Raw genomic sequence first — 19,109 nt, 5'->3', positions numbered from 1 at the left:
CCAAAGCCGGAAATGCAGGTGCACCCGATGTTGAAAGTAAACCGCAAGGATACGAAACCGATCTGGCAGCAACTGCTGGACCAAGCCATCGTCAATATATCGAACGGGAACTGGCCGCCGGGCGAGCGGTTGATTCCGTCCCGCGAGCTGGCGCTGCAGCTCGGCGTCTCGCGTTCGACCATCCAGCTCGTCTACGAGGAACTGCTCGCCCGGGGCTACATCGTAACGTCGCGGCGGGGAGGCACCCGGGTCAGCTCGTGCTGGAATATCGTTCCGGCCGCGCCGGATAACCCGCAGCCAGCAGGTCCCGCGATTCCTTCGCGCCCGCTGCTCGACGCTTCCGCCGATCGCCTGCAGGATTGGCTCAACGGCGAGGAAGCCGGCGAAGCAAGGATCGATTTCAGCCCGCATGAACCGTACATCGATTCGCTGTTCCAAAAGCTCTGGCGGCAGTCGTACCTGCATGCATCCTCGACTATGGCCCCGTGCGATTGGGCTTATGGAGATGCCTACGGGTATTTGCCGTTGCGGGAGCAAATCCAGCGGTACTTGTCGCTCGAACGCGGCATTCATGTGGGAACGGACCAAATCCTGCTGACCTCCGGCTCGCGCAACAGCATCGACATGATCGCGCAGGCGCTGCTCGACGCAGGCGACACGGTCGCCGTCGAAGATCCGGGCTTCCCGGCTGCCTGGATCGCGATGAAATACCGCGGCATGCATGTGGTGCCCGTCCCCGTCGACGAATACGGCCTGGTCGTGGATCGGATTCCCCCGGCATCCAAGCTGACGTTCGTCACGCCGTCCCACCAATGTCCGGTAGGCGTCGTGCTGGCGGAGCCGAGAAGGCAGAAGCTGCTCCGACTGGCGGAGGCAAATCGGAGTTGGATCATCGAGGACGATTACGACAGCGAGTATCGCTATCGCGGCGAACCGCTGCCGACGTTGTTTAGCCAAGCGCCCAATCATACGTTGTATCTGATGAGTTTCTCCAAAATGATCGCGCCCGGCCTTCGCATATCCGCGCTTGTCGGATCCGCGCAAGCTATCGCGCGGATCGCCCGCGTGCAAGAGTTGATCTATCTTCATCTGCCGATCATGGAGGCCGTTACGCTTACGCGATTCATGGAACAAGGCCACTTCATGCGGCATATGCGAAGAGTGCGGAACGTATACAGGCGAAGGCACGAGAGGCTGACGATTGCCGTCGCGGACAGCGGCATCGCCGACAGGTTCACGCTGACCGGCATCGAGACGGGCTCTCATATGCTGCTCGAAGCCGAGCCGCCGTTCGACGAGCATAAATTCACGTCCCGGTTGCTGCATAGAGGGGTTCGCGTGTATCCGCTCGCTCCTTATTGCCTGGAAAGCATGAGGAGGGGCTATGTGCTGGGATTCGCCAAGGTCGAGGAGAAGCTGATCGACGAAGGGATTGCCCGTCTCGCCGAAGCGTTATTGCGTTCATGACCGCGAGGAGTCGTGCGCGAAATCGCCGCCGCAACGTCCCGGCTCATTGCGACGGCGTATAAGGAACTATAACAGCGCTTGGCTTGCAGGTACACGGCCAAAGAAGCCGAGTCGGTGCAATCCATATTCCGAAACACGGACTTTTCGTCGGCGTGCGCGCGTCTCAGGCACGAATCGTTGCCGCGGTTCGAAACCCGAAACGTCAGGAGCGCCGCGGATTTGGCCCGAGCATCGTGGCGGCATGCGAGGCGAAGGGGCTGTATCGCTAGCTCTTTCGCGGTCCGCAAGGATGATTATCGCTCCAATTATTACCGTTTGACGATTCCGATTGCGGCCCTGTAACATTCGTCAGCGTAGTCGCCGCCGAAGCGTATCACTGCAGGATTACGCCAGGCATTACGGCGGCTTCGCTAGTCGACTAGTCCGCGAATACGTCAACTTCATAACTAGGGGAGCCTGATCTCATGACACGAACAACGATTCAAACAACGGCAATTCGCCCGTTTCAAGTAAGCATCCCGGAGGCGGAATTGACCGATTTGCGCAACCGGATCTACGCAACCAGATGGCCGGAGAAAGAAACGGTTTCGGACCAATCGCAAGGCACGCAGCTGGCAACGATGCAAGAGCTCGCCCGTTACTGGGCGAACGAATACGACTGGCGCAAAATCGAGGCGAAGATCAACGCCGTGCCGCATTTCCTGACGGAGCTCGACGGGCTGGACATTCACTTCATTCACGTTCGTTCGAAGCATGCGAACGCGATGCCGATCCTGATCGCGCATGGATGGCCGGGCTCGATCATCGAGCAGATGAAGCTGATCGAACCGCTGACCGATCCAACGGCGCACGGCGGAAGCGAGTCCGATGCCTTCCATGTCGTGATTCCTTCGATGCCGGGTTACGGGTTCTCGGGCAAGCCGACCGCGACCGGCTGGGATCCGGAGCGGATCGCCCGCGCTTACGGCGAGCTGATGACGCGTCTTGGCTACGAGAAGTACGTGGCGCAGGGCGGGGACTGGGGCGCGATCGTCGTGGATGCGATGGGCGTTCAGGAGCCGAAGGGATTGCTGGGCATTCACACCAACATGGCGAAGGTGATTCCGCCCGAAGTCGATGCGGCGATCTGGTCCGGCAACCCGCTGCCGCCCGGCCTCTCGGACGAAGAGAAGAAAGCGTGCGACCAAGTGCGCGAAAATAAATTCTATTACGCCTTCTTCATGGGAACCCGCCCGCAGTCGCTGACCGGACTGGCGGATTCGCCCGTCGGTCTGGCCGCCTTCATGCTGGACCACGACTGGAAGAGCCTTGCCTTGATCTCGCGATCGTTTGCCGGCGTCCAGGAAGGCTTGACGCGCGACGACGTGCTCGACAACATCACGCTGTTTTGGTTGACGAACTCCGCGATATCCGCGGCGCGTATTTACTGGGAGAACAAAAGCTCCTTCTTCGCCGTGCAGGGCGTAAAGCTCCCGGTTGCCGTAAGCGTCTTTCCGGACGAGCTCTTCGAAGCGCCGAAGAGCTGGACGGAGAAAGCCTACCCGAACCTGATCCACTACAACCGGCTTCCGAGGGGCGGGCATTTCGCCGCTTGGGAGCAGCCGGAATTCATGACGTCGGAAATTCGCGCGGGACTGAGGTCGCTGCGCTAACCGAATCCAAGATCATCCTTGCCGCAAAATGAAGGGAGGGCTGCCGATGCGTCATGTCGGCAGCCCTTTGCGTTCAATGCGAGAGGGTTCTTTTCCGCAGCGAGCCGACCATCCACAATAGCAAAGGAATGCCCACGAGGCTGATCGGATAGATCACCGCCAGCCAAAATTTCGTGTAGATCATTTCGATGTCGAAGTTTCGCGGCAGCAGCGAGATGACGAAAACCATCGGGACGATGAACCATATCGTGTTCTTCCACCGTTTGATGCCGAAAAATTGCGCGCTGCCGTAGCTGGTAACGAACAAATACAGGGAGAGCTTAATGAAGATCGCGACGATCCAAAGCAAGACGGCCAGCACGTCGATGTTTTGGATGAACTCCATGACCGAGATGTAGGTGACGGCCGAGTAAAGCGGGTAAATCAAGCGGGCCGGGATATTCGGACCGAAGGTCATGACCACGATCAAGGTCATGGCCAGCACGGCGGCCGAAGCGGCCGCGACCCCGAGCAAGGCGGAGATCTGCGCGCGACGGGGCTTGGGCATGAACGCGATCAACATGACCACGATGAAGGATTCTCCGAGGAAGGAGGCGGGGAGCAAGCTTCCTTTCGCGATGGGCAGCAAGCCGGTGTTCGCATAGACCGGCAGCAGCCGCAGCCAGTCCCAATCGTTCACGCTGAAAATGATGATGAGCAGGCAGCCGACGACGCTGATCGGGCCGATGATCTCGCCGCAGCGGCCGATGCCCCGCAAGCCTCCGGAACAGGTGACGTAGACGCTGGCGCCCAGCATGACGAGAATCACGATCCATAGCGGCGTCGAATCGAACAAGGCCAGGTAAACGAAATCCGCATATTCCCTTAAGATGATTCCAGTCAAGGACACCCACGTCGCAAGGTAGGATAGCAACATGATTTTTCCCAGCCATCTGCCGAGAATGACCTGACTGTATTCGATAAAGGTTTGGCCCGGGTAGAGCAGGCTCAGCCTGACGGCGACGAAGGTCGTGAACAAGCTGATCAGTGCGGCCAGGACCGTGGACAGCCAAGCGTCTTGCTTGGCAACGGCGATGGGCAGGGAGACGGTGAACAGCGCCGTCATCCCGAAGGCCATCGTGAAGATCAGCCAAAACAGTTGATAGCCGGAGAGTTTCATTATTTGATCTCGCTTTCCCTAAATTGAAGCGGCGGGCCGACCAGGCCGAAATATTTCAAATTCACGTTTACGTTCACCGTGACTTCGATGCCCGGAAAGATATGCTCCCACTGTCCCTTTAATCGTTTCCATTCGCTTGGATGCTGCCGATTCAGGGTCTGTACGAAACCGAAGACGTCCGTGCCGTATTGTTTTTGGACCTTGCCGATCATCGCGGAAACATGCTCGCTGGTCTGCCGGTTGACGGCGTTCTGCGCAAGCGTCAAATTTTTCAGCTCGCGGAAGTCCAGGTTGGTATGGTTCTCGACGATCTGTCCGGCGCCGCTCAGCTCGATGCGCATCTTCACTTTATGATCCGGCGTGACGCTGCTCTTGACCTTGCTGCCGAATCTCGAGATCACCACGCCGACGCTCCCGCCTGCTCCGGGGACCTCCTCCACTAAGTCGAGGTAGGAGATTTTATGGAGTATCCACTGCCGATAAGCGCCTTCGACAAAATTCAAATACCCGACTAACCGATAATCGCGGTTGAAAATAGCGCGCCCGTAAAATCGGATCGTTTTTTGCGGGGAAGATCCTTTTACGATGTCGACGACGGGCAACGTGGGACTTTCGCCCTCGGCGCTGGAAGCCATCAAATAGTCGAGATAGGTCGTGCCCGTCGTTCCTCCGACCGCTTTATGGATCTTGAACGGCGCGACGGCGGGGATCTTCTCCAGCGGGTAGGGCACTTCCAGCGCTTGCAGGCCGGTGCCACCCTTGACCACCCACATGTCCAACCGGATGCGATTGCCCGGATCCCGGCTGAACGCATCCAGCATATCCTTGATGCCGTTCTTCGCCAGGCTCTCTCCGATGTAATAATTCCGCCGATGGCCGCGGGTGATGACCCTGGACAGCTTTTGCCGCATTTTTTGAATGGATTCCAGCGCGGACTGACCGGTGCCCGTTTCGATGAAATACGACTTGCTGCCGCCGGAGCCGCCTTTCGGGCTTTCTTCCATTCGGGAAGGGTTAATGAACTGCCCCGCGATCATATACGTTCCGTTCTCCTTCAGATCGGCCGACGCGGCAAGATCGAAGACGCGATCCGAAATTTCCGTGCGGTCCCAGCAGCCCGCAGTCAACGCGATGCAGAGTAGCCAGGCCACGACAGCTGCCGGACGACGGTTCATGACGCTTCGTCTCCTTGGCTCCCGCCCGGTCGTTGACCATTGGGAATGCGAACATGCCGCTTGGCGGAGCCGGACAGCGGCAGCGTGTGCATCTTCCACCATGGCGCGCGGATCAGGACGTCCTTGAGCTCGCTTCTTGTCAACGGCGCGATCGGGCTTAAATAGGGGACTCCGAACGACTCCAGGTTCGTCAGGTGGATGAGCAGGAACAACGACGCCATCGTGACCCCGTACAAGCCGAACATGCCCGAACATACGAGCATCGGGAAACGGAGCAGTCGAAAGGCCATCCCCATGCTGTATCTCGGGGTGATGAGCGACGCGATTCCCGTCAGGGACACGACGATGACGATCGGAGCCGAGATGATCCCCGCCTGAACGGCGGCTTGCCCGATCACGAGCGCGCCGACGATGCTGATCGCCGAACCGTTCGGCCGCGGCATGCGCAGACCGGCTTCGCGCAGGCCTTCGAACAAGAACTCGATCAACAACGCCTCGATGACGGCCGGGAAGGGAACGCCTTCTCGGGCGGAAGTGATGCTGATCAAGAAATTCGTCGGCAGCAATTGCGGATGAAACGTGGAGATCGCCACGTAGATGGAAGGCAAATAGAGCGAAGTGGTAATCAAAATCATCCGCAGCCAGCGAATGACGGTCGCGTACAGGAATCGCTCGTAATAATCGTCGGCCGATTGAAACGCGTTCCAAAAGGTGCACGGGACGATCAGCACGAAAGGCGTGCCGTCGACGAAAACGGCGACCTTCCTTTCCGCCAGGCAGGAGGCCACGATGTCCGGGCGTTCGGTATTTTGCACTTGCGGAAAAAACGTGAACGGGTGGTCCTCGATAAACTCCTCGACGAAAGCCCCGTCCAGCACCGTATCGATCTTGATTTGCGAGATGCGCCCGCGCACTTCTTCCAGCACCGAGGCTTGGACGATTCCTTCGATATACGCGATCACGATCGTGGTTTTGGAGAGATTGCCGACGCTCATGGACTCCATTTTTAGTTTGGGGCTGCGGAGCTTCCTTCGAAGCATGCCGGTGTTCGCGTTGAGGCTTTCCGTAAAGCCCTCTTTCGGCCCGCGAACGGTCGTCTCGCTCGCCGGCTCTTCGACTGCCCGCTGCTCGAAGCCGTTCAATTCGGCGGTCACGGCCTGCGCGGAGCCATCCGAGAGGATCGCGACATTGCCGGATAAGATGCTTTTCACGACGTCGTCCATGGTCCCCGTCGTATTGGTCTTCGCGATGGAGACCAGCCGCTGCTCCAACATCAGGTCCGCGGCGTTCAACTCGTCCAATCCGGGACGGGGGGCTTCCAGCATCCAAGGCTTCAGCAATACGGCATCCAGGGCTTTGGTATCCACCAGGCCGTCCAAATAGACCACCAAAACAGGGACTTGCCCGAAAATATGCGCACGCCGAAAGACAATATCGTAGCAATGGGCGAAATAACCGCCGATAAGGCGTTCGTTCTCCGCCAGGGATTCGCTGATCGGATCATGGATTGTTTGTTCGGGAGAGGTATCGCCAGAACTTGCATGTTGCGCGGCCGACACGGCAGTCCACCTCCAAGAGAACGTTAACGATGCGAATAAGCAATGAATGGCGAATATTGGGAATGCGGTTATCATCTCTCCATCCGTTTTGAATTATGCATCCGAGGCTCGGATTGGCGATCTGCCGCGCCGGCAGCAGGAGAATGCCGCACGGGATTCGAAAAAGAAAGGGGACGATTGCCATTTAAAGGGGGAGTTCGCATGACGGTTGGCCTGCTGGCGCATTTGATGGGAAAGTTGCCGTATCGGCAATTGGCGGGGAAGGCAGCGGAACAAGGCATGGATTACGTGCAGCTTGCGCTGTCCAAGGCAATCTCGGACGTGGATTTCTCGCTCGGCCGCTTGAGCCCGGGACTAGCCAACGAAATAGGCGGCGCCTTCGCGGAGCATCGCGTCGGCATTGCGGTTCTGGGCTGCTACGCCAGCTTGATAGAGCTGGACGACGACCTGTTCCGGCATCATGTCGACCGGTTCAAGGAGCATTTGCGGCATGCGCGGCATTTCGGCGCGCCGATCGTGGCGACCGAGGTAGGCGTGCCTCGAGATCCTGCTCGATCGAAAGCCTATGAGGAACGGCTGAATCGGGCCTTGGAGGAATTGGTGGAGGAAGCGGAGCGGTGGGGAGTCACGATCGGATTGGAAGCGGCGCAAGGACATTTGATCGCCTCGGCGGATACGCTGGCAGCGACGTTGGAACGCTTCCCCTCCTCCTGCCTCGGCGTGGTGCTGGATCCGTGCAATTTGCTGCATGCGGGTACGCTTCGCGATCAGGACGAGGTGATGCGAGAGGCTTTCCGCCTGCTCGGGCCGCGTATCGTGAGCGCGCATGCGAAGGATTTGAAGCGGGGGGAGAACGGGGGAGTGACGGCTGCCGCGGCCGGACTCGGCGAATTGCATTATCCGTTGTTCTGGCAATTGCTCGAGCGTCACAAGCCGCTCGGGTTCGTCACGCTCGAAGACGTGCAGACGGAACAACTGGCAGCCGCCGCCCGTTTCGTTCGCGAAGGCCGGGCGGCCGCCAGAAGGCGGTAACGCAGAAGGCCTCATCGTCCAAACGAACCCGCTGCGCTGCGAGTACCTCCGGCTCCGGACGCATGTTGATGGATGGCGCGGAGTAACACATGCGCTTCACTTACAATATGATGAGTCTAGAAATCCAAAGAGGTGAGCCAATGGGAGTCGTAAAAGCCAGGAAACAGGATATCGATATGTTGGCAAGGCTGCTTCGGGCCGAAGCGGAGACCGAAGGCGAGATGGGCATGCTCCTCGTCGGAAATGTCGGCATTAACCGAATAAGAGCGAATTGCTCCGATTTTAAAGGACTCCGGACGATTCCTCAGATGATCAATCAGCCGCATGCGTTCGAAGCGCTGCAGCACGGGTTGTACTATCAGGGCGCAAGAGAGCGGGAACGCCGTCTGGCGCAAAGGGCCGTGAACGGGGAGCGGAATTGGCCGGCCAAATTCTCCCTCTGGTACTTCCGTCCGGGATCGTTCGAGAATCCCGGACCCTGTCCGCCGACGTGGTACGATCAGCCGTTCGCGGGACGATGGAAGAAGCACTGTTTCTATGAACCGACCGGGCAAGAATGCGAAAATGTATATAACACGTTTTAATGGCATAAACGGATAGTCGCATGAAAAGAAAAGCGCAGGATGTCATGAATGGCCGCGTAAACCGCGGCTTTTTTTGCGTCATGGGACATTCGGGAGCGCAGCCGTAAGGTCGTGCGGCGAAAGAACGAAGGAGCGGCTGCGGACGTCCGCGATCAGATGAAACCGCCGTTGACGCGGATCGTCTGACCCGAGATCCATCCGGAATCCGGGCCGGCGAGGAATAGCACGACTTTCGAGATATCCTCGGTCTCGGCGAGACGTCCGAAGGAGTTCATGCTGCCGACGCGCGCGATTTCCTCCTGCGTTTTGCCGGCCGTGAACAGCTCCGTGTTGATCGGACCCGGCGCCACGGTGTTGATCGAGATGCCCTGCGGACCCAGCTCCTTGGCCAACTGGCGGCCGAATTGCTCCACGGCGGCCTTGGATCCTACATACGCGCTGTAGGTCGGAAACATCTGGCCGACGACCGAGGTCGAGAAATTGATGATTCGTCCGCCCTTGCCCATATGCTTCGCCGCCTGCTGGATCGCGAAGAAGGTTCCTTTCGCGTTGATCGCGAACGTTCTGTCGAAGTCGTCCTCCGTGATGGCCGCGAGCGGCTTCGTGATCATGATGCCGGCATTGTTGAGCAGGATATCGATCCGTCCGTAGGCCTCGATCGTCTCCCGGAACAGCCGCTCGACCTCCGCTGCGCTGCCGATGTCGGCTTGAATCGCGAGCGCTTCTCCTCCGCGCTGTTTGATCCCGCTCACGACTTGCTCCGCTTTCTCCGGGCTGCTGGCATAATTGACGACCACCTTCGCGCCGTGCTGCGCCAGCAGTTCCGCCATGTCCTTCCCGAGTCCTCTCGATGCGCCGGTCACCAGCGCGACTTTTCCCGATAATTGCTCGTTCATGATTTCTTCCTCCTCGTCGATAAATCGATGATTGCTGCATACGTGAACGGTCGAGCCTCTAATCCATAGCGGCAGTTCGGACTGCCGGGCTTTCGGCGGCAGGGAACGCCTCCAAGACGAATGCCTGAAATGCCGGGGGGTTCATGGATAACATCCCCTTTCTTTGCTGATTTGATTATATACAGCTGACAAACAAATATCAAGTGACAGATATTAATATTTGTCATCTTAAATTTCGGATGCGCGAATTCCGCCCTTGTAACGGCGAAAATCCTCCCGATTCGCATCGGGAGGATTCGCAGGTTTGCGCCTTTACGGGCACGGGCATAGATGTCGGCTTGCTTGCGCGCAGCAGGTATGGTTATGCAGGTCTTTTATGCCGTAGGTAACGCAAGCCCGGCCAAGATCAGCTCCCATACGGAATCGTAATCCCGATCGGTCCGCTCCGCGTTCCATTCCCGCGCATGCGCGGGATGATGGAATCTCGAGGTGGCGATGAAGATCGCCCGCGCGATCGTTTCGGGACGGCCGGGCCGCAGCTCGCCGGCGGTTATGCCGTCCTCGATGATGGAAGCCATCTGCAGAATCAGGCCGTCGATATGCGCGTCGATCATTTCGGCTGCCTCCATCGTGACGGCCGCATACATCGCGAACAGCTCGGGATCTTCCGCCGCATGCGCCCGTTTGGCGGCGATCAGCGTATCGAGCCACAAGCGGAGCCGTTCGGCCGCGCTGCCGCCCTGAGGGAGCCCGGTCGCCTGGGCCAGCGGCTCGGCGATGCTCCGCCGCAGCCAGCGCTCCGTCACCGCTTCGCGCAGCGCGGCTTTGCTCGCAAAGTGGCGGTACAGCGTGCCGTGGCTCACCTGAAGCGCGCGCGCCACGTCCACGACGGACGTTTTGTCCGGTCCGTAGCGCTTCAGCGCCTGCTCCGCGGCATCGAGTATTTGCTCCTTGTTCAAAGACAGATCGTTCGCCATGTGTTCCTCCGCCTTACGGTAGTTTTCTTCACTATAGCAGAACATAATCGCGATAACAATATTGCAACTTTGTCATATGTCATGAGCAAATCTGGAAGCGGGTTTCGCACTTTGCCCCGCGGCAGCGCCGGCAGCTTCGAACGGCACTGCCGCGGCAGCGGAAAAGGACGGCAAAAAGCGGCAGTCTCGGACGCCGTAATGCCGTCCAAGCCTGCCGCTATGAGCTGCTGACTCTGCTGACTCTATTGTAGATCTCCGAAGGGGACCGAGCATCCGTCCGGCATTCGCCGAATGACCGCCGTTACCTTCTTAGAGCGTTCAACTGCGATTGCCGGGAAACCGGACGGCTTCGGTACCGTTAGCTGCAGGCGCAGTTCAATACCGGCTTGCGCGCCGCCGTCGTCTCGTCCAGACGACGTACTACGGTGTCGTACGGGGCGTTGATGACGAGCTCCGGCGTCGTCCGGGCTTCTTCGGCGATTCTAATCATCGTGTCGATGAAGCCGTCGAGCGTTTCTTTGCTTTCCGTCTCGGTCGGTTCGATCATGATGCATTCCTCGACGTTCAGCGGGAAATAGATGGTCGGCGGATGGTAGCCGAAGTCGAGCAGCCGCTTGGCGACGTCGAGCGTGCGGACGCCGTACTGCTTCAGGCCGCGGCCGGACATGACGAATTCATGCTTGCAGACGCCGGGATACGGAATCTCGTAATGGGAAGCCAGCCGGTGCATCATGTAATTGGCGTTCAGCACGGCGCATTCGGATACGTGGCGCAGGCCTTCCGGACCGTAGGTACGGATATACGTATAGGCGCGGACGAGGATGCCGAAATTGCCGTAGTAGGCTTTGACCCGGCCGATGGACTCGGGACGATCGTAGTCGAAGAAGTACGCGCCGTCCTCGCGGCGTCCGACGATCGGCTTCGGCAGGTACGGAATGAGCTTGCTCTTGACGCCGACGGGGCCGGCGCCCGGGCCGCCGCCGCCGTGCGGCGTGCTCATCGTCTTGTGCAGGTTCAAATGCACGACGTCGAAGCCCATGTCGCCGGGGCGGGTAATGCCCATGATGGCGTTGGAGTTGGCGCCGTCGTAATAGAGCAGGCCCCCGGCATCGTGGACGATCTGGGCGATCTCCACGATCTGTTCCTCGAACAACCCGAGCGTGCTCGGATTGGTGAGCATGAGCGCGGCGGTGTCGCTGCCGACGGCCGCCCGCAGCGCGTCGAGATCGACCATGCCGCGCGCGTCGGACTTGATGGTAATCGTCTCGAATCCGGCTACGGTGGCGCTCGCCGGGTTGGTGCCGTGCGAGGAATCCGGCACGATGACCTTGGTCCGCTTGTCTCCGCGGCTTTCGTGATACGCCCGGATCATCATCAGTCCCGTCCATTCGCCGTGGGCGCCGGCGGCCGGCTGCAGCGTCACTTGGTCCATGCCGGTCAGCGCGGCCAGATCGTTTTGCAGCGTATAGAGCAGTTCAAGCGCGCCCTGCAGGCTTTCTTCGGGCTGGTAAGGATGGATTTTGGCGAAGCCGCCGAAGCGCGCCGTATCCTCGTTGATTTTCGGATTGTATTTCATCGTGCACGAACCGAGCGGGTAGAAGCCGTTGTCGACGCCGAAGTTGCGGCGGGACAGCTCGGTGTAATGGCGGATCACGTCGACCTCGTACACTTCGGGCAGCTGCGCGGGAATCGTCCGCAGCATCGAAGCGGGAATATACGTCTCCGGCGAGGCTTCCGGAACGTCGCAGGCCGGCAGCGAGTAGGCGACCCGGCCAGGCTTGCTCAGCTCGAAAATAAGCGCTTTTTCCGGTTTCGCGGAAGCGGGCAGCAAGGAATCGTTGATAGTATCCGTCGTCTTGGTCATGCCAGTTCCCCCAGTCTGCTTGCGAAGCTTTCGATTTCCGCGCGGGTGCGCTTCTCGGTTACGGCGACGAGCATATGGCCCGCCAGCTCGGGATAAGCCAGCCCAAGGTCGTAGCCGCCGAGCACGCCGGCCTCGAGCAGCTTCAGGTTCAGTTCCTTCACGGACGTGCCTTCCGGCAGCCGGATCACGAATTCATTGAAGAACGGGGCCGGGAACGCCAGCGCGATGCCGGGCTGTTCGGCGAGCCGCGCGGAGGCGTAATGCGCCTTTTGCAGGTTCAGGTTCGCGACGTCCTGCAGCCCCTGCTTGCCCATCGTGGACAGATAAATCGAGGCGCAGAGCGCGAGCAGCGCTTGGTTCGAGCAAATGTTGGAGGTCGCCTTCTCGCGGCGGATATGCTGCTCCCGCGCTTGCAGCGTCAGGACGAAGCCGCGTTTGCCGTCGATGTCGGTCGTCTGGCCGACGATCCGGCCGGGCATCCGCCGCATCAGCGGTTCGGCCACCGCGAAGAAGCCGCAGGTCGGCCCGCCAAGCGATTGCGAGATGCCGAGCGGCTGCGCGTCGCCGACGACGATGTCGGCGCCGAGCTTCCCGGGCGCTTCGATCAAGCCGAGCGAGATCGGATTGGTGCTGACGACGAACAAGCCTTTCACGCCGTGAATAATCGGCTCGATCGCGGACAAGTCCTCCAGGCAGCCGAAGAAATTCGGCGATTGCACGAGGACCGCCGCCGTCTCGGCCGTCACCGCGGCTTGCAGCTCGGCGAGATCCGTCACGCCGTTCGCATAGCCGACCTCGACGATCTCGAGGTTGAGGCCGCGGGCCATCGTGCGGACCGTCTCGCGGGCTTCCGGGTGCACGGCGCGGGAGATGACGATCCGGCTGCGCTTGGTCGCGCCGGCCGCGAGCGCGCCGGCCTCGGACAAGGCGGTCACGCCGTCGTACATGCTCGCGTTGGCCACGGCCATGCCGGTCAATTCGCAGATGTAGGATTGAAATTCGAAGATCGCCTGCAGCTCGCCTTGGCTGATCTCCGGCTGATAAGGCGTATAAGCGGTATAAAATTCCGAACGCGAGATCATATGGTTAATGACGACGGGAACGTGGTGGTCGTAAATGCCCGCGCCGAGGAAGCTGGCGTAGCTGTCGGTATCGGCGTTGCGTCCGGCCAGTTCCTTCATATGGCCGAGCAGCGAGATTTCATCGAGCGCGCCGGACATCGGCAGCACGCCGCGGTAGCGGATCGCCTCGGGAATGTCGCGGAAGAGCTCTTCCGTCGACTGGACGCCGATCGTCGCCAGCATGTCGGCTTGGTCTTGCTCGGTCATCGGGATGTAGCGGTGCAGGTTCGTCAAGCGGCTCACTCCTTCGGTTGTCTTTTGTAGAACGGGGCTTTCACGACTTCGGCTTTCAAGCGCTTGCCGCGAATTTCGACCCAAAGCTCGGTGCCGAGCTCGGCGAATTCGGCTTCGATCAGCGCCAGGCCGAGGTTGCGTTTCAGCGTCGGGGACTGGGTGCCGGTCGTGACTTCGCCGATCTGTCTGTCGTTCGCGTACACGGGATAATGGCTGCGCGGGATGCCGCGATCGATCATCTCGATGCCGACGAGCTTGCGCGGCACGCCTGCCGCCTTCTGCGCGAGTAGCGCTTCGCGCCCGACGAAGCCGTCCTTGCCGAGCTTGACGAAGAAGCCGAGGCCGGCTTCGAGCGGCGAGATGTCCCGCGACAGCTCCTGGCCGTAGAGCGGCAGCCGGGCTTCGAACCGCAGCGTGTCGCGCGCGCCGAGTCCGGCCGGCACGAGTCCGTAGGCTTCGCCCGCCGCGAACAGCGCTTTCCAAGCTTGCTGCGCGTCTTCGGCCGGCACGTAGATCTCGAAGCCGTCCTCGCCGGTATACCCGGTTCGCGAGACGAGCGCCTTGACGCCGCCGACGGAGACGCCCGTCGCGAAATGAAACGGCGCCAGCGCGCCGCAATCGAATTGTTCCGCGGCCTCGGCCAAGACGGCCGCCGCCTGCGGACCTTGCAGCGCCAGCAGGGCAAGATCGTCGGATCTATTTTCAAGCATGACGTCGCCGATCAGATGCTCGCGCATCCATTCGAAATCCTTGTCGATGTTGGACGCGTTCACGACGACCAGGTATTGGTCCGCCGTGATCCGGTATACGAGCAGATCGTCGACGACGCCGCCGTTCGGATAGCACATCAGCGTGTACTGCGCCTGGCCGTCGGACAGCTTGGCGACGTCGTTCGTCGTCAATTGCTGCAGGAAAGCTTCGGAGTACCTCCCGGTCACCATGAATTCTCCCATATGGGAGACATCGAACAGGCCGGCCTGTTGGCGCACGGCGTCATGCTCCTTCTGAATGCCGGAGAATTGGACGGGCAGCTCCCAACCGCCGAAATCGATGCAGCGCGCTCCGGGATAGTCGGCGTAGAGCGGGTAGAGCGGCGTTCTCTTCAGTTCGATCGTCATTAATAAACCTCCTCGGGTTCATGATCACCGCGATAACGCAAAAAAGAACAGCAGCAAAAAGGCTAACGCCGCAGCATGCTCTGCCGCCCGCGTCTTCTCTTTGCTCTGTCCTTTGTACCTGAGAGTTGCCCCGGACACGGCTTGCGCGTCCAGGTTTCCCCTTGGGTGACGACGCGGAAGCGTTCAGGCTTCCCGCACGTTCTCTCCAGAGGTGCGTCCGGTAAAGGTCCTTTTGCCTGAGAGATTCACCCGTGTCAGGTTTACTCCTTCGGCGCCGCCCGCATAGCTTAGAGGGCGATCTCTCCCGTTACCATCATCCGCGTATTCGGTTATTTCGGTTATCATAGTCTACTTATACACGACCGCGGGAGAAAGTGTCAACGTCATTTGGGTATTTTAGGTCATTAATTGTTAGCTATATTGACATGGAGTTGTCCTCTCCGGTAAGCTAAGCATGTTAAGCGAAATAAGCGGATGACGATGGTCGGGAGAGACCCGGGCGAGGGACAAGGAAAGCAAGTTCGCCGGGCACCGAAGGAGCAAGTCAGCGGCCAGCCAGCCGGCTGATTAATCTCTCAGGTAACAGGAACCGCCATTCGACGCGACTCTGGAGAGAGCGAAAGCCACCAAAGGGGTAACGCGGTCCTGCGACCGCTTAAACTCTCAGGTACCAAGGACAGGGAACTCGGCAGCAGGCCGATTCTCTGTCCTTTTTTGCGCTGAGGGCGGAAACGGCGGATGTCTTGCTGCCTTTACAATAACAATAAGAAAACAAAACGATCAATTTCGAGAGGATGCTGAACATGAGCGTAATCAAAGCGGGACTTGGATATTCGGAAGAGCATGAATGGGCGGAGGCCGCGGGCGGCGGGCTGATCAAGGTCGGCATTACCGACTTTGCGCAAATCCAACTGGGCGATATCGTCTTCGTCGAGTTTCCCGAGGTCGGCGCGGAGCTGGAAGCGAATCAGCCGATGGGCTCGATCGAATCGGTCAAGACGGTCTCCGACCTGTTCAGTCCGATCACGGGAAAGGTGACGCGGGTCAACGAGGCGCTGCTGGACGCGCCGGAGCTGGTGAATTCCGATCCGTACGGGGACGGCTGGATCGTCGAAGTCGAAGTGGACGGCGATGCCGCCGAAGTCGTGAAGGGGCTGCTGAGCGCCGAGCAATACGAGTCGTTCACGTCTTAGAAATTCCAGCGAATTAAGGAACGGGAGCGTGGATGGCGATGCGGTTCAAGGACGTATTCTCGATTATCGGGCCGGTCATGGTCGGTCCTTCCAGCTCCCATACCGCCGGTGCGGCGCGCATCGGCCGCGTCGCCCGGCAGCTGCTTGGCGACGTGCCGGAGCAGGCGATCATTACGCTGCACGGTTCCTTCGCGGAGACGTATGCCGGCCACGGCACGGACTTGGCGCTGATCGGCGGACTGCTTGATTTCGCGACGGACGACGCGCGAATTCCGGGCGCTTTCGCGGAGGCGGACGCCGCGGGCATGCAGGTTCAGCTGCGGCGGGGAACGGGGACGACGCCTCACCCCAACTATGCCGAGATTACGGCGACCCGCGGAGGCAAGACCGTCGAAGTGCGCGGCGCCTCGATCGGCGGCGGCAATATCGAGATTCATAAGATCAACGGCTTCGACGCTGGCTGCACCGGCTATTATCCGACGCTCGTCATCGCGCACGACGACGAGGTCGGCGTGCTGGCCGCCATTACGGGAGCGCTGGGCACGGCCGGCATGAACATCGGCTTCATGCACGTGGACCGCAAAGCGAGAAGCGGCGCGGCATTGACGGTCGTCGAATGCGACCGGAAGCCCGACCCGCAATTGCGCGAGGCGATTGCCGGCCTGCCACACGTCGGCTCGGTCTCGATCATCGATTTGAACTAAAGGGGCGGTTGCGATGCGTTTCCGTACGTTGAAGGAGTTATCGGCGATTTGCGCGGAGGAATCGCTGACGATCGGCGAGCTGATGCTTGCCGAGCAGGCGAAGGAATCCGGCGAATCGCCGGAGGCCGTGTTCGGGCAAATGGCGAGCTATTACCAGGTCATGAAGGACGCGGTGCGCAAGGGACTCGAAAGCAAATTGTCCTCGCGGAGCGGACTCGTCGGCGGCGACGGCCGCAAGATGAGCGAGTACGCCGCGCTCGAGGAGCCGTCCGTCGGGGATTGGGCGGGCAAAGCCATGGCGTACGCCCTGGCCGTATCCGAGATCAACGCCTCGATGGGGCGCATCGTGGCCACCCCGACCGCCGGTTCGTGCGGCATCATACCGGGGGTATTCGTCAGCTCGCAGGAGCGGTTCGGCTGGAACGACGACCGGCTCGTGCGGGGCTTGTTCGCCGCGGGCGCGATCGGCTACGTGATCGCCAACAATTCGTTCATCTCCGGCGCGGAGGGCGGATGCCAAGCTGAGGTCGGCTCCGCGATCGGCATGGCGGCCGGCGCGCTGGTCGAGCTTCGTGGCGGCAGTCCCGAACAGGCGGTGCACGCGGTCGGCCTCGCGCTCAAGAATACGCTGGGCTTGATCTGCGATCCCGTTGCCGGGCTCGTCGAAGTGCCCTGCATCGTCCGTAACGGCCTGGGCGCCGTGAATGCGCTGGCAGCGGCGGATATGGGCCTTGCCGGCGTGCGCAGCGTCATTCCGACGGACGAGGTTATCGGCGTCATGCTCGAGGTCGGCTCCCGGATGCCGGGCGAGCACCGCGAGACCGCGCTCGGCGGGTTGGCGCAGACGCCGACCGGACGCAAGCTGACGGAGCAGATCAAGGCGGCCAGGCCGTCATCGTCCCTATAGCATACAAGGAAGGGGTTCCGTCCACATGAACAACTACGATATCGTCATCCTGGGCGGCGGGCCGGGCGGCTACGTGGCCGCGATTCGCGCCGCCCAGCTCGGCAAGCGCGTCGCGCTCGTCGAGAAGGATAAGCTTGGCGGCACCTGCCTGCACCGAGGCTGCATCCCGAGCAAAACGCTGCTGCGCAGCGCGGAGCTGTTCGACACGATGAAGCGCAGCGAAAGCTTCGGCATTCGCGCGGCGGACGTCGAGGTCGATTTCCGCGGCGTGCTGTCGCGCAAGGACGCGATCGTGAAGCAGCTCGAGACCGGCGTGCAATTCCTGATGAAGAAAAATCGGATCGACGTCTACGAAGGAACGGGCACGATCGTCGAATGCGCCGAACGCGCGGGGTATAACGGCATCCTCGAGGTGCGCGGCGCGATGAAGGAGGATGGCGGCGATGATCCGGGCAGGGATGCCATCGAGCGGATCGGCTATACCGACCTGATCGTCGCGACCGGCTCGCGGCCGCGCCGGATTCCGGGACTGCCCGCGCACGAGCGCATCATGACGAGCGACGATGCCCTCGCCATGACGGAGCTTCCCGCCTCGATCCTCATCGTGGGGGGCGGCGTGATCGGGGTCGAATGGGCGTCCATGCTCAGCGACTTCGGCGTTCAGGTCGCGATCGTCGAGGCGGCGGACCGGCTGGTGCCGACAGAGGACGCGGATATATCCCGCGAGCTCGGACGGCTGTTCGCGAAGCGGCGCGTGAAATCGCTGACCGGGGCCAAACTGCTGGCAGCCGGCATCGCGGACGGCGGCGTAACGGTTCAGATCGAGCGCGGCGGCAAAACGGAAATGCTCTCGGCCGAGCGGATGCTCGTATCGGTCGGCCGCGCGGCCAATGTCGAAGGCTTCGGCCTGGAACGGACGGGGGCCGTCGTCGAGCGGGGCTTCATTGCCGTCGATGCTTCCATGCGGACGGCCGATCCGCATGTCTATGCGATCGGAGACGTGGTCGGCGGTTTGCAGCTTGCCCATGTCGCGAGCCACGAGGGCGTGGTGGCGGTGGAACGCATCTGCGGACTGGACGCGCATGCCCCTGATGCCGCTTCCGTCCCGAAATGCATCTACGGCCGGCCCGAGATCGCGAGCGTCGGTCTGACCGAACAGGCCGCCATCGATGGCGGGTACGAGACGAAGGTGGGGAAATTCTCCTTCAAAGCGATCGGCAAAGCGCTGGTGTTCGGGGAATCCGACGGCTTCGTCAAGGTCGTCGCGGATCGGGGGACGGGCGCGATTCTCGGCGTCCATATGATCGGTCCGCACGTGACCGATCTGATCGGCGAGGCCGCGCTGGCGCAGGTCGTGCAGGCGACCTCTATGGATGTCGGCCGCATGATCCATCCGCATCCGACCTTATCGGAAATCATCGGCGAATCGATGCTTAGCGCGGATTCGCTCGCGCTCGGGATGTAAGG

General features: G+C 60.7%; 16 protein-coding genes and 3 riboswitches. Of the genes, 8 read left to right on the top strand and 8 right to left on the bottom strand.

Going from position 1 to position 19,109, the window contains the following annotated elements; translation table 11 throughout:
• The first annotated feature begins 27 nt into the window (after nucleotides 1-27).
• Complete coding sequence (gene pdxR, locus GT019_RS16590; protein ID WP_161744302.1) at nucleotides 28-1,467, top strand: MocR-like pyridoxine biosynthesis transcription factor PdxR; 1,440 nt, start codon at nucleotides 28-30, stop codon at nucleotides 1,465-1,467.
• 464 nt (nucleotides 1,468-1,931) lie between these two features.
• A complete protein-coding gene (locus GT019_RS16585; protein ID WP_161744301.1) occupies nucleotides 1,932-3,119 on the top strand; it encodes an epoxide hydrolase family protein in 1,188 nt (395 codons plus the stop codon).
• A gap of 73 nt (nucleotides 3,120-3,192) precedes the next feature.
• On the opposite strand, the gene GT019_RS16580 is transcribed toward GT019_RS16585, so the two are convergent.
• From GT019_RS16580 to GT019_RS16570, 3 genes are read right to left on the bottom strand one after another with little or no spacing between them, the layout of a single operon-like run.
• Nucleotides 3,193-4,278 carry a GerAB/ArcD/ProY family transporter gene (locus tag GT019_RS16580; protein ID WP_161744300.1) on the bottom strand — a complete coding sequence of 362 codons (1,086 nt, stop codon included), beginning with the start codon at nucleotides 4,276-4,278 and terminating at the stop codon, nucleotides 3,193-3,195.
• Complete coding sequence (locus tag GT019_RS16575) at nucleotides 4,278-5,453, bottom strand: Ger(x)C family spore germination protein (RefSeq protein WP_161744299.1); 1,176 nt, start codon at nucleotides 5,451-5,453, stop codon at nucleotides 4,278-4,280. Before GT019_RS16575 ends, GT019_RS16580 begins: the two co-directional genes overlap by 1 nt.
• Nucleotides 5,450-7,012 carry a spore germination protein gene (locus tag GT019_RS16570; RefSeq protein WP_328803978.1) on the bottom strand — a complete coding sequence of 521 codons (1,563 nt, stop codon included), beginning with the start codon at nucleotides 7,010-7,012 and terminating at the stop codon, nucleotides 5,450-5,452. Before GT019_RS16570 ends, GT019_RS16575 begins: the two co-directional genes overlap by 4 nt.
• Before the next feature lie 201 nt (nucleotides 7,013-7,213).
• On the opposite strand from GT019_RS16570, the gene GT019_RS16565 reads away from it, so the two are divergent.
• A complete protein-coding gene (locus tag GT019_RS16565; RefSeq protein ID WP_161744297.1) occupies nucleotides 7,214-8,044 on the top strand; it encodes a sugar phosphate isomerase/epimerase family protein in 831 nt (276 codons plus the stop codon).
• A gap of 140 nt (nucleotides 8,045-8,184) precedes the next feature.
• Nucleotides 8,185-8,628: a cell wall hydrolase gene (locus tag GT019_RS16560; RefSeq protein WP_161744296.1), complete on the top strand. Its 444-nt coding sequence runs from the start codon at nucleotides 8,185-8,187 to the stop codon at nucleotides 8,626-8,628.
• Nucleotides 8,629-8,780: 152 nt separating this feature from the next.
• Here the strand turns inward: GT019_RS16560 and GT019_RS16555 are convergent, their stop codons facing one another.
• The 5 genes from GT019_RS16555 to gcvT form a co-directional block, all read right to left on the bottom strand.
• Nucleotides 8,781-9,524 carry an SDR family oxidoreductase gene (locus tag GT019_RS16555; RefSeq protein WP_161744295.1) on the bottom strand — a complete coding sequence of 248 codons (744 nt, stop codon included), beginning with the start codon at nucleotides 9,522-9,524 and terminating at the stop codon, nucleotides 8,781-8,783.
• 374 nt (nucleotides 9,525-9,898) lie between these two features.
• Complete coding sequence (locus GT019_RS16550; RefSeq protein ID WP_161744294.1) at nucleotides 9,899-10,501, bottom strand: TetR family transcriptional regulator; 603 nt, start codon at nucleotides 10,499-10,501, stop codon at nucleotides 9,899-9,901.
• Nucleotides 10,502-10,859: 358 nt separating this feature from the next.
• On the bottom strand, nucleotides 10,860-12,365 hold the full coding sequence (gene gcvPB, locus GT019_RS16545; RefSeq protein ID WP_161744293.1) for an aminomethyl-transferring glycine dehydrogenase subunit GcvPB: 1,506 nt from the start codon (nucleotides 12,363-12,365) through the stop codon (nucleotides 10,860-10,862).
• The gene (gene gcvPA / locus GT019_RS16540; RefSeq protein WP_268896060.1) at nucleotides 12,362-13,720 is read right to left on the bottom strand and encodes an aminomethyl-transferring glycine dehydrogenase subunit GcvPA; all 1,359 of its coding nucleotides are present in this window, start codon (nucleotides 13,718-13,720) and stop codon (nucleotides 12,362-12,364) included. Before gcvPA ends, gcvPB begins: the two co-directional genes overlap by 4 nt.
• A 5-nt stretch (nucleotides 13,721-13,725) precedes the next feature.
• On the bottom strand, nucleotides 13,726-14,838 hold the full coding sequence (gene gcvT, locus GT019_RS16535) for a glycine cleavage system aminomethyltransferase GcvT (protein WP_161744292.1): 1,113 nt from the start codon (nucleotides 14,836-14,838) through the stop codon (nucleotides 13,726-13,728).
• Nucleotides 14,839-14,941: 103 nt separating this feature from the next.
• Nucleotides 14,942-15,049, bottom strand: a riboswitch (glycine riboswitch).
• Nucleotides 15,050-15,052: 3 nt separating this feature from the next.
• A riboswitch (glycine riboswitch) is annotated at nucleotides 15,053-15,155 on the bottom strand.
• Nucleotides 15,156-15,313: 158 nt separating this feature from the next.
• Nucleotides 15,314-15,440, top strand: a riboswitch (glycine riboswitch).
• 201 nt (nucleotides 15,441-15,641) lie between these two features.
• On the opposite strand from gcvT, the gene gcvH reads away from it, so the two are divergent.
• From gcvH to lpdA, 4 genes are read left to right on the top strand one after another with little or no spacing between them, the layout of a single operon-like run.
• Nucleotides 15,642-16,031: a glycine cleavage system protein GcvH gene (gene gcvH, locus GT019_RS16530; RefSeq protein ID WP_161744291.1), complete on the top strand. Its 390-nt coding sequence runs from the start codon at nucleotides 15,642-15,644 to the stop codon at nucleotides 16,029-16,031.
• A gap of 38 nt (nucleotides 16,032-16,069) precedes the next feature.
• Complete coding sequence (gene sdaAB / locus GT019_RS16525) at nucleotides 16,070-16,735, top strand: L-serine ammonia-lyase, iron-sulfur-dependent subunit beta (protein WP_161744290.1); 666 nt, start codon at nucleotides 16,070-16,072, stop codon at nucleotides 16,733-16,735.
• Nucleotides 16,736-16,748: 13 nt separating this feature from the next.
• Entirely contained in the window at nucleotides 16,749-17,642 is an 894-nt protein-coding gene (gene sdaAA / locus GT019_RS16520; protein WP_161744289.1) for an L-serine ammonia-lyase, iron-sulfur-dependent, subunit alpha, read from the top strand.
• Nucleotides 17,643-17,667: 25 nt separating this feature from the next.
• Nucleotides 17,668-19,107 (top strand): dihydrolipoyl dehydrogenase, encoded by a 1,440-nt coding sequence (lpdA, locus tag GT019_RS16515; protein ID WP_161744288.1) that lies wholly within the window; start codon nucleotides 17,668-17,670, stop codon nucleotides 19,105-19,107.
• The last annotated feature ends 2 nt before the right edge of the window (nucleotides 19,108-19,109 follow it).

It is taken from the genome of Paenibacillus glycinis, from assembly GCF_009909185.1.
Lineage (GTDB): Bacteria > Bacillota > Bacilli > Paenibacillales > Paenibacillaceae > Paenibacillus_Z > Paenibacillus_Z glycinis.
This window is presented reverse-complemented; position numbering and strand designations above follow the sequence as displayed.